The 13050-nt window shown below is 47.2% G+C and carries 11 protein-coding genes and 2 tRNA genes; 1 reads left to right on the forward strand and 12 read right to left on the reverse strand.

The window, feature by feature from the left end; translation table 11 throughout:
* Window positions 1-291: 291 nt before the first annotated feature.
* From truB to rlmE, 12 genes are all read right to left on the reverse strand, one after another.
* The gene (truB, locus tag L4D12_RS14660; RefSeq protein WP_428448591.1) at window positions 292-1239 is read right to left on the reverse strand and encodes a tRNA pseudouridine(55) synthase TruB; all 948 of its coding nucleotides are present in this window, start codon (window positions 1237-1239) and stop codon (window positions 292-294) included.
* A gap of 3 nt (window positions 1240-1242) precedes the next feature.
* Window positions 1243-1641, reverse strand: a complete 399-nt coding sequence (gene rbfA / locus L4D12_RS14665) for a 30S ribosome-binding factor RbfA (protein WP_428448592.1) — start codon at window positions 1639-1641, stop codon at window positions 1243-1245.
* A 115-nt stretch (window positions 1642-1756) separates the two neighbouring features.
* Complete coding sequence (gene infB / locus L4D12_RS14670; RefSeq protein WP_428448593.1) at window positions 1757-4516, reverse strand: translation initiation factor IF-2; 2760 nt, start codon at window positions 4514-4516, stop codon at window positions 1757-1759.
* 36 nt (window positions 4517-4552) lie between these two features.
* Window positions 4553-6040 (reverse strand): transcription termination factor NusA, encoded by a 1488-nt coding sequence (gene nusA, locus L4D12_RS14675; protein WP_428448594.1) that lies wholly within the window; start codon window positions 6038-6040, stop codon window positions 4553-4555.
* Window positions 6041-6062: 22 nt separating this feature from the next.
* A complete protein-coding gene (rimP, locus tag L4D12_RS14680; RefSeq protein ID WP_428448595.1) occupies window positions 6063-6518 on the reverse strand; it encodes a ribosome maturation factor RimP in 456 nt (151 codons plus the stop codon).
* Between the two features lie 179 nt (window positions 6519-6697).
* Window positions 6698-6774 (reverse strand) — tRNA-Met (locus tag L4D12_RS14685).
* Window positions 6775-6831: 57 nt separating this feature from the next.
* Window positions 6832-6916 (reverse strand) — tRNA-Leu (locus tag L4D12_RS14690).
* 12 nt (window positions 6917-6928) lie between these two features.
* Window positions 6929-7261 carry a preprotein translocase subunit SecG gene (secG, locus tag L4D12_RS14695; protein WP_428448596.1) on the reverse strand — a complete coding sequence of 111 codons (333 nt, stop codon included), beginning with the start codon at window positions 7259-7261 and terminating at the stop codon, window positions 6929-6931.
* Between the two features lie 184 nt (window positions 7262-7445).
* Window positions 7446-8783: a phosphoglucosamine mutase gene (gene glmM, locus L4D12_RS14700; protein ID WP_428448597.1), complete on the reverse strand. Its 1338-nt coding sequence runs from the start codon at window positions 8781-8783 to the stop codon at window positions 7446-7448.
* Between the two features lie 53 nt (window positions 8784-8836).
* Entirely contained in the window at window positions 8837-9667 is an 831-nt protein-coding gene (folP, locus tag L4D12_RS14705) for a dihydropteroate synthase (RefSeq protein WP_428448598.1), read from the reverse strand.
* A 278-nt stretch (window positions 9668-9945) separates the two neighbouring features.
* Entirely contained in the window at window positions 9946-11928 is a 1983-nt protein-coding gene (ftsH, locus tag L4D12_RS14710; RefSeq protein ID WP_428448599.1) for an ATP-dependent zinc metalloprotease FtsH, read from the reverse strand.
* A 40-nt stretch (window positions 11929-11968) separates the two neighbouring features.
* Window positions 11969-12598, reverse strand: a complete 630-nt coding sequence (gene rlmE, locus L4D12_RS14715) for a 23S rRNA (uridine(2552)-2'-O)-methyltransferase RlmE (RefSeq protein ID WP_428448600.1) — start codon at window positions 12596-12598, stop codon at window positions 11969-11971.
* A gap of 138 nt (window positions 12599-12736) precedes the next feature.
* Here rlmE and yhbY point away from each other — a divergent pair, with 138 nt between their 5' ends.
* Entirely contained in the window at window positions 12737-13033 is a 297-nt protein-coding gene (gene yhbY / locus L4D12_RS14720) for a ribosome assembly RNA-binding protein YhbY (protein ID WP_428448601.1), read from the forward strand.
* Window positions 13034-13050 lie beyond the last annotated feature (17 nt).

Below are 13050 nucleotides of genomic sequence, written 5' to 3' on the forward strand. Positions count from 1 at the left end.
GGTTCTATGGTTCTATGGTTCTATGGTTCTATGGTTCTATGGTTCTATGGTTCTATGGTTCTATGGTTCTATGGTTCTATGGTTCTATGGTTCTATGGTTCTATGGTTCTATGGTTCTATGGTTCTATAGAACCATCAATATAAGCAAAAAGCGAATAAAAAAATGGCTCCATAACAGAGTTACAGAACCATTACATGATAGGGTAGCCATAGGGCCGCCGGATCCAAAAACGCTCTTTCGCATTTTCTCGTCCCTCGTCCCTAGGAACGCGCACCTCAATACTCGCTCACTTATTCCGCTTGCTCGTTCGCCATCACGCGTTTCGGTGCCAGTCGACCATCACGGTCAATCACACCCACGCCGATAAACTCACGCGTGTCACCTACCGTGATGCGAACCTGCGTCCCTTCTGCGGGTACGGTACCGGCATTCACCGGATTCCCATGCAGAACATAGACCGCAGAAGCCGGTACAATATTCACCTCAGGTAAATCTTGTACTGCAGTGTCGGTGGGTAGCAATAGAGGATCCAATAGCTCACCTGGAGCAATATCTTGCTCTTTTGCCTGATCAAGCAAGGCTTGCAGTTGCTCTAATGTGACAACACGTTCCATCGGATACTTAGCAACCCCCGTACGACGAAGGTAAGTTACGTGCGCGCCACAGCCCAGCATTTCACCCAAATCATCAACGATGGTACGAATGTAAGTGCCTTTTGATACGTGCAACTCCATCTCAACTTCATTGTCGCTAAAACGCAGCAAATCCACAGAGTAAACCGTGATTTTGCGCGATTCACGCGGCACTTCAATACCTTCGCGCGCATACTCATAAAGCTTGCGGCCTTGATACTTAAGTGCTGAGTACATAGATGGAATCTGATCGGTCGTACCACGGAACTTAGCAATGCAACGCTCCAGCTGACCACGGTCAACTTTCACGTCACGCGTTTGCACGACTTCGCCATCAGAGTCAGACGTATCGGTACGCTCACCTAGCTTGGCTATCACACGATAACGCTTGTCCGAATCCAACAAGAACTGAGAAAACTTGGTCGCTTCCCCAAAACAGATTGGCAACATACCCGTTGCCAGAGGATCTAACGCACCGGTATGACCTGCTTTTTGTGCAAAGAAAATACGCTTTACTTTTTGCAGGACATCATTCGAGCTTAACCCTGTTGGCTTATCCAGCAGGATCACACCATCAATTGGACGGCCCTTACGACGACGTGCCATGGATTACTCCTCGTCTTCCGACTGAGGTTCATCGCCACGACGCTCTTCGTCATCACGAACAGCTTTAGACACCAAGTTAGAAATACGCATACCTTCAGTCAGTGATTTATCAAAAATAAAGGTGATCTCTGGTGTCACACGCAGGCGGATTTGCTTGCCAAGTAGTGAACGGATATACGGTGCCATTTCGCGTAGCGCTTCTAGGCTGCCTTCTGGGGTTTGCTCCCCCACAGTTAAGAAGGTCACGTACACTTTGGCGTAACCCATGTCACGAGACACTTCAACGCTTGAGATGGTTGTCATACCAATACGTGAATCTTTGATTTCACGCTGCAAAATCACCGCCAGCTCTTTCTGAACTTGTTGGGATACACGCTGCGTGCGGCTAAATTCTTTTGCCATTTTTCTATCTCTCTTTAAAAGAGAACTCTCTAATCAAGAATGCTCTGTTGAAAGAATGGGGAGCCGAAGCTCCCCATAGGATTAATTGTTATAAAGCAGCTTTTGACTGTCAGTATTAGTCAAGAGTACGCTTAATTTCAATAATTTCGTAAACTTCGATCTGGTCACCAACGCGAACATCATTGTAGTTCTTAACGCCGATACCACACTCGTAGCCGTTCTTAACTTCAGCCACGTCATCTTTAAAGCGACGTAGTGACTCTAGCTCACCTTCGTAAATAACAACGTTATCACGTAGTACACGGATTGGGTTGTTACGCTTAATGGTACCTTCAGTTACCATACAGCCCGCGATTGCACCAATCTTAGGAGATTTGAATACATCACGTACTTCAGCAAGACCAATGATCTCTTGCTTGAACTCAGGAGCAAGCATACCGCCCATTGCTGCTTTTACTTCGTCAATCAACTGATAGATGATTGAGTAGTAACGCAGATCAAGGTTCTCAGTTTCAATAACGCGACGCGCAGGAACATCAGCACGAACGTTGAAACCAAGTAGGATAGCGTTTGACGCAGCGGCTAGTACAGCATCTGTTTCAGTCAGTGCACCTACACCAGAACCGATGATGTTCACTTTTACTTCATCAGTTGATAGCTTACGTAGTGAGTCTGCAATCGCTTCAACAGAACCCTGTACATCCGCTTTCAGTACCACGTTAAGTTCAGCAACTTCACCGGCAGTCATGTTCGCGAACATGTTCTCAAGTTTCGCTTTCTGCTGGCGAGCCAGCTTAACATCACGGAATTTACCCTGACGGAATAGCGCAACTTCACGAGCTTTACGCTCATCACGTACAACAGTGGCTTCATCACCCGCTGATGGTACGCCTGATAGGCCTAGAATCTCAACTGGAATAGAAGGACCCGCTGATTCGATATCTCGACCCAACTCATCACGCATCGCACGAATACGACCATGCTCAAGGCCACAAAGTACGATATCGCCCTTGCGTAGCGTACCTTCCTGAACAAGGACAGTTGCAACTGGACCACGACCTTTATCAAGACGTGATTCAATAACTACACCCTTCGCCATGCCGTCTTCAACAGCAGTCAGTTCAAGTACTTCCGCCTGAAGTAGAATCGCTTCAAGTAGGCCGTCGATGTTAGTACCCTGCTTCGCAGAAATGTGAACGAAGATATTATCGCCGCCCCATTCTTCTGGCATAACGTCATACTGAGCAAGCTCATTCTTAACGTTGTCAGGGTTTGCATCTTCTTTATCGATCTTGTTTACAGCAACAATCAGAGGTACACCTGCCGCTTTCGCGTGCTGGATAGCTTCAACTGTCTGTGGCATCACGCCATCATCTGCTGCAACAACAAGTACAACGATGTCCGTCGCTTGCGCACCACGAGCACGCATTGACGTAAACGCAGCGTGTCCCGGAGTATCTAGGAAGGTGATCATACCGTTGTCAGTTTCAACGTGGTATGCACCGATGTGCTGGGTAATACCGCCCGCTTCACCCGAAGCAACGTGTGCTTTACGAATGTAGTCAAGAGTAGACGTTTTACCGTGGTCAACGTGACCCATGATGGTCACAACTGGTGCACGAGGAACGACTGCTAGGTTCTCATCACGGTCAGACATAACGGCGTCTTCAAGCTCATTTTCATTACGTAAAATAACCTTGTGACCCATTTCTTCAGCAACCAGTGACGCTGTTTCTTGGTCGATAACTTGGTTGATGGTTGCCATTGCACCCATCTTCATCATCACCTTAATAACTTCAACGCCTTTTACTGACATCTTGTTAGCAAGTTCTGACACAACAATCGTTTCGCCAATAACAACATCTTGCTTAGCAACAACGGCTGTTTTATCGAAACCGTGCTGCATAGACGTTGGCTTAGCCATTTGCGGCTTACCACGACCACGCTGGTTACGACCACCGCGAGCGTTCGCATTGCGATCGTCTTGCTTAGCTGCTGGTTTCTTTTTCTTACGGCGACGAGCGCCTTCTTCTTTGCGATCCTGTTCGTCTTCCGCTGCGCGTGCATGGGTAGACGTCGTAGTATGGTAGTCTGTTTTATCCATATTACCTTTTTCCTGGTCAGCTTTTGACCAGTTCTTTTCATTTAGTTCTGCCATTTTGCGTGCCTCTTCTAGCTGACGCTGACTCTCTTCTTCGGCTTTACGCTTGGCTTCCTCTTCCCGGCGACGTTGAAGCGCCTCGGACTCTTTCTTAGCCTGTTCATCAGCGGCGACGCGTTTGGCTTTCTGTTCAGCCGCACGCTTTGTATCAGTTTCACGCTTCTGCTCTTCCTCTGCATCACGTGTCACTTTCTGTTCTATATTCTGCTTAGCCTGTTCTTCGGCTAAACGCTTTTCTTGAACTGCGCGCTGTTCAGCCTCTTCAGCCTCACGCTTCGCCTGCTCGTCAGCGGCACGCTTAGCAGCTTCTTCAACAGCACGCTGAGCAGCTAGTTCTGCTTCATGTGTGGCTGTCTCTTCTGCTAAACGTTTTGCTTCATCAGCAACACGCTGTTCTTCTTCAAGCGCAGAACGCTTAACGAAGGTACGCTTTTTACGCACTTCTACTTGAACACTTTTATTCTTGCCACCAGAGCCCGAAACACTCAATGTGCTTCGAGTCTTACGTTGCAAAGTAAGGCGTGTAGGGGCCTCGCCAGAGTTACTCTCACCACCATGTTCTTTCTTGAGGTGGTTCAGCAACGACTGTTTTTCTTGTTGACTTACATTATCTTCAGCTTTCTTGCTGATACCAGCATCGGCAAACTGTTGAAGCAAACGGTCAATCTGCGTGCCGATTTCCTCGGCTAATGCTTTAACTGTAACCTCTGACATGCTGCTCCTCCCTTGCGATTAATATTTTAAGCTTTATTAAGCTTCGTCACTAAACCAGCAGATATTACGAGCAGCCATGATCAACTCACCCGCTTTTGCTTCATCAACACCTTCAATATCAGTGATATCGTCAGTACCTTGATCAGCAAGATCTTCTAGTGTGCAAACGCCTTTCGCAGCTAGCTTGAACGCAAGTTCACGATCAAGGATGTCTAGACCGAGAAGATCTTCAGCAGGCTCTAGACCTTCAAAAGTTTCTTCCTGGGCAAGAGCAAGCGTAGTCAGCGCTTCTTTCGCACGGTCACGCAGTGCATTCACGGTCTCTTCATCAAGACCATCAACTGCCATTAGTTCAGCAACAGGCACATAAGCGATTTCTTCTAGCGTGGTGAAACCTTCTTCAACCAATACTGTTGCGAAATCTTCGTCGATATCCAAGTGCTTAGTAAATACTTCGATAGACTCTTGTGCTTCTTCCTGATGCTTCTTCTGTAGATCTTCTACTGTCATTACATTCAGTTCCCAGCCAGTTAGCTGAGACGCTAGACGAATGTTCTGACCACTACGGCCGATTGCTTGAGCAAGGTTGTCCTTCTCTACAGCAATGTCCATGGTGTGGTTGTCTTCATCAACGATGATAGAGCTCACTTCTGCAGGCGCCATAGCATTGATAACGTATTGTGCTGGGTTTTCGTCCCAAAGCACGATATCAATACGCTCACCGCCAAGCTCACCGGAAACAGCCTGAACACGCGCACCACGCATACCCACACATGCACCGACAGGGTCAATACGCTTGTCGTTAGTCTTAACGGCAATTTTTGCGCGAGAACCTGGATCACGAGCAGCACCCATCAGCTCGATCATCTCTTCGCCGATTTCTGGTACTTCAATACGGAATAGCTCTGTCAGCATGTCTGCTTTAGAGCGAGTCATGAATAACTGGAAACCGCGCGCATCTGGGCGTACAGCATACAGCAAGCCACGAACACGGTCACCCGGACGGAAGTTTTCACGAGGAAGTTGATCTTCACGCAAGATAACGGCTTCTGCGTTATTGCCAAGGTCAATGATAACAGCATCGCGGTTAACTTTCTTGACTACACCCGTAATTAGTTCACCTTCATTGTCAATGAACTGTTCAACGATCTGTGCACGCTCAGCTTCACGTACTTTCTGTACGATAACTTGCTTGGCCGTCTGGGTTGTAATACGGTCGAATGTTACGGATTCGATTTCTTCTTCAACGTAGCCACCTAGCTCCATTGTTTCGTCATCGTACTGAGCCGCTTCAATCGTCATCTCAAGCGTTGGCTGAGTCACTTCTTCTACGGCTTTCCAGCGACGCATCGTAACGAATTCGCCCGTTTTGCGATCAATTTCTACACGAACATCAATTTCTGCTTCGTGTTTTTTCTTTGTAGCTGTTGCCAGCGCGATCTCTAGTGCTTCGAAAATACGCTCACGAGGAACAGCTTTTTCGTTGGATACCGCTTCAACGACAGCCAAAATTTCTTTGTTCATTTCTAATGCCCCAATTTAGCGGTTAGAACTTTGGAACCAGATTGGCCTTGGAAATATTGCTTAGTGCAAATGTTTCTTCATTGCCATCAACGTTTAATGTGACAAGCTCACCGTCAACGGTAATGATGTCACCTTTCCACTTGCGACGGTTACCCATCGCCATTTTCAACACCAAGCTGACCTCGTGGCCAATAAACTGTTGGTAATGTGCGGCTTTAAATAGCGGTCTTTCTAGACCAGGGGAAGAGACCTCCAGGTTGTAAGCAACCGTAATTGGATCTTCAACATCCATTACAGCGCTGATCTGGCGGCTCACTTCTGCACAATCTTCTACGAAGATACCGTTTTCATGGTCGATAAATACACGTAGTGTTGAGTGCGCACCTGCACGGATAAACTCTAACCCAACAAGCTCGTAGCCAATTGCCGTTACCGGCGCTTCAAGCAGTTCGGTTAATTGCATCTCTAAAGCTGTCAAGACAACCCCCCGGAAACAAAAAAAGGGCTATAAAGCCCAGTAGATACCTGAATGGTCATGTTTCAGATAATAAAAAACCCCGAATTACGGGGTTTTTTATCACTGGACCCTGAATACCACAACAGTGACGTTGTGATAGAAAAAACAACCTCATTAAGAATAGCTGCTTTTTCGGAAAGTGGTTGCGGGGGCCGGATTTGAACCAACGACCTTCGGGTTATGAGCCCGACGAGCTACCAAGCTGCTCCACCCCGCGTCCGTAATCTGACGGCAAGTATATCGCCCAGACGTTACTCTTTCAAGTAACAAATAATGGTGCCGAGAAGGGGACTTGAACCCCTACACCTTGCGGCACTAGCACCTCATGCTAGCGTGTCTACCAATTTCACCATCTCGGCTAAATTCTGTTATTACTGAGGAATATCGCTATTAACAGGCGTACTCTCAGTTTTGTCTACCACTTGCTCAGTCGCTGGAGCGTTAAGATTCTCCCAACCACTGGTTTCATTTGCTTGCTTAGCGCTCATATTACCGAGCACAAGACTAATCACAAAGAATACGGTTGCAAACAGTGTAGTCATTCGGGTTAAAAAGTTACCTGAGCCGCTTGCGCCAAACAGGGTACCTGATGCGCCTGCGCCGAATGATGCGCCCATATCTGCGCCTTTACCTTGCTGTACTAGCACTAGGCCAATTACACCAAGCGCAGCCAACAGATAAATCACAAGTAGAATTTCGTACATGGATCCACCTATGGTTAGATTGTTGTGCCGGATTTGCTACAGCAGTACCAGCGCACCCCTTCCTTAAGGAGCGGGATGAATACTAGCGAAAGCCGCCATCACTGACAAGTAAAATTTCATTGAAATAGCATATCAGTGAATCACTTGTCGAAGTTTTAGGCAAATCCGGCATGATATTGAGGTATTAACAGTTATCTTTCACGGCTTGAGCGATATACAGTGCTGATTCTTGAACCAACTTACTATCTTCACCTTCAACCATCACGCGGATCAATGGCTCGGTACCTGACTTACGCAACAAAACTCGCCCTTTTTCACCGAGTTTGGTCTCAACCTCGGCTTGAGCAGCTAATACGGCGTTTGACTCAAGTGGGTTACTGTCACCAGAAAAACGAATATTTTCCAATACCTGCGGGTACATGGTCATGCCATCGGCCAGCTCTTTAAGCGTCATTTTACTGCCAACGATAGATGACATTACCTGCAAGGCCGCTACAATACCATCTCCGGTTGTCACTTTGTCGAGCAAAATAACATGGCCTGAATTCTCAGCCCCAATCAGCCAATTGTGCTTTTGCAACTCTTCCATGACGTAGCGATCACCCACTTTGGCGCGTACAAACGGGATACCAAGGTTTTTCAGGGCGTTTTCCATCCCCAGGTTAGTCATCAGCGTACCAACCACACCACCTTTTAATTCACCACGGCGCAACGCATCACGGGCAATGATATAGGCGATCTGATCGCCATCGACCTTATTACCTTCTTCATCTACCATGATGATACGGTCACCGTCACCATCAAGCGCAACACCAAAATCGGCTTTCTCTTCCAGCACTTTGGCTTGAAGTGCCGCAACATCCGTGGCACCCACTTTATCGTTGATATTGACCCCGTTTGGCTCACAGCCAATGGTGACGACCTCGGCCCCCAACTCTTTAAATACATTGGGGGCAATGTGGTAAGTGGCACCATGGGCACAGTCAACCACAATTTTATACCCTGTCAAATCCATTTGGCTTGGAAAGGTGCCTTTACAGAATTCAATATAGCGACCTGCCGCATCATTGATTCGGTACGCTTTACCTAGCATTGCAGATTCTACACAGGTCAGCGGTTTTGCCATTTCTTCTTCAATGGCCAGCTCAACCTCATCCGGTAATTTCGTGCCTTCAGCAGAAAAGAATTTGATACCGTTGTCATAATATGGGTTATGCGATGCTGATATCACAATCCCGGCTTCAGCGCGGAAAGTACGGGTCAAGTAAGCAACCGCAGGGGTTGGCATTGGACCGGTAAAAGCGGCTTGCAAACCCGCTGCCGCTAAACCTGCTTCTAGAGCAGATTCCAACATATAGCCAGAGATACGGGTATCTTTGCCGATAAGCACTTTCTTCGTGCCTTGTTGCGATAGTACGCGACCCGCCGCCCAGCCTAACTTTAGGACAAACTCGGGTGTAATTGCGCCTTCACCAACAAGACCTCGAATCCCATCGGTACCAAAATACTTACGTTCTGCCATGATTCGCTCCTAGCATATTGTTAAAATCCTGCTGTACCGTTCGCCTTCAACACTTAGCGTTGCGAAAGGGTCATTTCACAGATCTTGAGCACATCAACCGTTTCGATGGCATCGTGCACCCGGATGATCTGCGCCCCTTTCATCGCAGCAATGGCCGCACAGGCCAAACTACCGGCGAGACAGTCAGCAGGTTGCTTATCTAATAACTTAAAAATCATCGACTTACGCGACATCCCTACTAATAAGGGTAAGCCGAATCGATGAAAATCATCCAAATGCGCAAGCAATTGATAATTATGCTCTACTGTTTTACCAAAGCCATAACCGGGATCGAGCAATAATTGATCGCGATGAATCCCTTTACTCGCGCAAGCATTAATACGTTCATCCAAAAAAGCACCTACATCAGCAATAACATTGTGGTAGGTTGGCTGGGTTTGCATTGTACGCGGTTGACCTTGCATATGCATCAAGCAAATAGGAACGCCAGCGGCAGCAGCCGTATCCAGCGCACCTGGTGCCTGTAGAGCATAAACATCATTAATTAAATCTGCACCCGCATTTACGGCATCATGCATAACCTGTGCTTTACTGGTATCTATCGAGATCCAGCAATCAAACCGCTGACGTAAGGCTTCTATTACCGGAATCACCCTATCCAGCTCTTGCTGCTGGCTAACCGCTTCCGCTCCTGGACGAGTAGACTCACCACCGATATCAAGAATACTGGTTCCAGCCACCAGCATGCTTTCTGCATGACGTAGTGCCGCATCTAACTGAATAAAACGGCCGCCATCTGAAAAGGAATCAGGAGTGAGGTTTAAGATCCCCATGGTATGAGGGCGTGTCAGATCGAGGGTTTTGTTTTTACTTGTCAATATCATTAATGATTGCTCCCTTGGTTCATACCCAATCAATAGCATGATCTTAATACCAATCGTCATTAATAACGGGTCATTCTAGCTTGTTAAATAGCCCGGTAACGACGTTATGAATATTGATTGCATAACAATGGCTTATCGAGATTTTCGATTTTATTATCAAGCCGTTGACCTACGCTATTAATGATCACTGACTGTGGTTGGTATACATTGCTATAGCAAAAATGGATACGAATAAAAAACCCCGACCTAGGCCGGGGTTTTATTTTTACCGAAGTCAATTAAGCCTGAGGCTTATCGTCTTCTTTATTCTGCTCAGATGTCGTATCGTCAGAAACTTGCTCAGTGTCAGTAACAACAGACTCTGTTTGCGCTTTCACTGATTCATCGGCTTTGACGGCTTCATCAGAAGATTTCATTGTATCGCCAGAGTCATCCCAGCCTTTCGGCGCTCGGATCTCTTTTTTGCGCTCCATTAAGTCATCAATCTGACCCGCATCAATGGTCTCGTACTTCATCAACGCATCTTTCATCGCATGCATGATATCCATATTACTCATTAGGATATGACGAGCACGTTCGTAGTTACGGTCGATAAGTTCACGAACTTCCAAGTCAATCAACTTAGCAGTATCGTCAGACATATGCTTACTTTGTGTCACTGAGCGACCCAGGAAGACTTCACCTTCATCTTCAGCGTACAGCAATGGTCCTAGCTTCTCAGAGAAGCCCCACTGCGTCACCATCTTGCGGGCAATATCGGTTGCTCGCTCAATGTCATTCGACGCACCAGTTGATACCTTCTCACGACCATAAATTAGCTCTTCCGCCAAACGACCACCATAAAGGCTGGAGATCATTGACTCGAGGAACTCGCGTGAGTGGCTAACACGATCCTGCTCTGGCAAGTACATGGTTACACCCAATGCACGACCACGAGGGATAATAGACACCTTATAAACAGGGTCATGATCCGGAACCAAGCGACCAATAATCGCGTGGCCAGCTTCGTGATAAGCCGTTGATTCTTTTTGCTCTTCTGACATAACCATTGATTTACGCTCTGCGCCCATCATGATTTTGTCTTTTGCCAATTCGAACTCAACCATTGAGACCGTGCGCTTGTTGCCGCGAGCAGCAAACAATGCCGCTTCGTTCACCAAGTTCGCCAGATCGGCACCTGAGAAACCAGGTGTACCACGAGCGATCAGCTCAGGTTTCACATCACCGTCTAGTGGCACTTTACGCATGTGCACTTTCAGGATTTGTTCACGACCACGCACATCCGGCAAGCCAACTACTACCTGACGGTCGAAACGACCAGGACGTAATAAGGCTGGGTCCAGTACGTCAGGACGGTTAGTTGCGGCGATAACGATAATACCTTCGTTACCTTCGAAACCATCCATCTCAACCAGCATCTGGTTCAGTGTCTGCTCACGTTCATCATGACCACCACCGACACCGGCACCACGCTGGCGACCAACGGCATCAATTTCATCGATGAAGATAATACAAGGCGCGGCTTTCTTCGCTTGTTCGAACATGTCACGGACACGGGATGCACCCACACCGACAAACATTTCAACGAAGTCAGAGCCTGAAATAGTAAAGAACGGTACTTTGGCTTCACCCGCAATCGCCTTGGCAAGCAAGGTTTTACCGGTACCAGGAGGACCGACCATCAATACACCCGTCGGGATCTTACCGCCCAATTTCTGGAAACGGCTTGGGTCACGCAGGTAATCAACCAGTTCTTTGACATCTTCTTTGGCTTCATCACAGCCCGCCACGTCCGCAAAGGTCGTTTTGATCTGATCTTCACCCATCATGCGAGCCTTGGATTTACCGAACGACATGGCACCTTTGCCACCGCCGCCCTGCATCTGGCGCATAAAGAATATCCAAACACCGATCAATAACAGCATCGGGAACCAGGAAATAAAGATTGAAGCGAGTAGGCTTGGTTCCTCCGGTGGAGTACCCAGTACCTTCACGTTCGCGTTAATCAGGTCGTCTAACAGCTTTGGATCGTTATAGACAGGCAGATAAGTGACGTATCGCGTGTTATCCCGCTTATAAACGGTGATTTCACGATCATTGAATCGCACTTCCCTTATCTGATCCTGACCGATTTCACGGACAAAGGTTGTATAGTCGACTTGACGGCCAGCATTATCACCGGGACCAAAGCTCTGAAAGACAGACATCAGAACCACAGCGATAACCAACCACAAAATCAAGTTTTTTGCCATGTCACTCAAGGGGTTAACCTCGCGATAACTAATAGATGAATTTAGGGTACTACAGTTTATAACCTGTAGCTACAATATAAACCTCACGAGAGCGATCTCGCGATGAATCCGGCTTACGAATTTTGACCACTTTGAACATATTACGCACATCTGCCAGATATTGGTCAAAGCCTTCGCCTTGGAAAACTTTTACCGCAAAGCTGCCATCTGGTGCAAGTACTTGTCGACACATATCTAATGCTAGTTCAACAAGATACATTGCTCTAGGCTGATCTGATGCTAAGTTACCACTCATGTTAGGAGCCATGTCCGATAACACAACATCCACCATGTCTGGTTGAATACGCTCCAATAACGCATCCAATACCGCTTCTTCGCGAAAATCCCCTTGCAAAAAGCTCACACCCGGCAAAGAATCCATCGGAAGGATATCACACGCGATAACTTGCCCGTCATCACCCACTACTTCTGCCGCATACTGTGACCATCCCCCAGGCGCAGCGCCCAGATCCACCACAGTCATACCCGGTTTTAGCAGTTTGTCTTTCTGCTGAATCTCTTCAATTTTGAAAATTGCGCGAGAGCGATAGCCCCTTTTTTGCGCTTCTAAAACATATTTGTCATCAAAATGTTCTTTCAACCAACGGCCAGAACTGCCCGAATGCTTTTTTTTACTCATGATTTACCTAATGAGTTTGGGTACTTATCAAGTATACTCAGCAACACCAAAATTGGCGTATACTAAACAAATTAGTCATCTAGACTATATGGCGTTAGAATACGCGGTTTTCAACCCTAAATTTAATATAGAGTCGACATGAATCTAAGCACCAAGCAGAAGCAATACCTAAAAGGTCTTGCCCACAACCTAAAACCTGTAGTTCTTATGGGTGCCAATGGCCTAACAGAAGCCGTACTCGCTGAGATTGAACTTGCGCTAGGTCACCACGAGCTTATCAAGGTTAAAGTGGCTGCTGAAGAGCGTGAAACCAAGGTTTTGATCGTTGACGCCATTGTCCGCGAAACTAAGGCTGAAAAAGTTCAGGTTATCGGTAAGACCCTAGTACTGTTCCGCCAGAGCGAAGACCGAAAGATCGAGCTTCCGCGTAAATAAAAAAGGCCGCCGCTGCG

The organism is Photobacterium nomapromontoriensis, from assembly GCF_050336815.1.
GTDB lineage: Bacteria > Pseudomonadota > Gammaproteobacteria > Enterobacterales > Vibrionaceae > Photobacterium > Photobacterium nomapromontoriensis.

Coding starts and splice junctions, on each gene's coding strand:
- infB (WP_428448593.1), bottom strand. CDS start 4,516: ATGTCAGAGGTTACAGTTAAAGCATTAGCCGAGGAAATCGGCACGCAG.
- nusA (WP_428448594.1), bottom strand. CDS start 6,040: ATGAACAAAGAAATTTTGGCTGTCGTTGAAGCGGTATCCAACGAAAAA.
- yhbY (WP_428448601.1), top strand. CDS start 12,737: ATGAATCTAAGCACCAAGCAGAAGCAATACCTAAAAGGTCTTGCCCAC.
- folP (WP_428448598.1), bottom strand. CDS start 9,667: ATGATATTGACAAGTAAAAACAAAACCCTCGATCTGACACGCCCTCAT.
- rlmE (WP_428448600.1), bottom strand. CDS start 12,598: ATGAGTAAAAAAAAGCATTCGGGCAGTTCTGGCCGTTGGTTGAAAGAA.
- rbfA (WP_428448592.1), bottom strand. CDS start 1,641: ATGGCAAAAGAATTTAGCCGCACGCAGCGTGTATCCCAACAAGTTCAG.
- truB (WP_428448591.1), bottom strand. CDS start 1,239: ATGGCACGTCGTCGTAAGGGCCGTCCAATTGATGGTGTGATCCTGCTG.
- secG (WP_428448596.1), bottom strand. CDS start 7,261: ATGTACGAAATTCTACTTGTGATTTATCTGTTGGCTGCGCTTGGTGTA.
- glmM (WP_428448597.1), bottom strand. CDS start 8,783: ATGGCAGAACGTAAGTATTTTGGTACCGATGGGATTCGAGGTCTTGTT.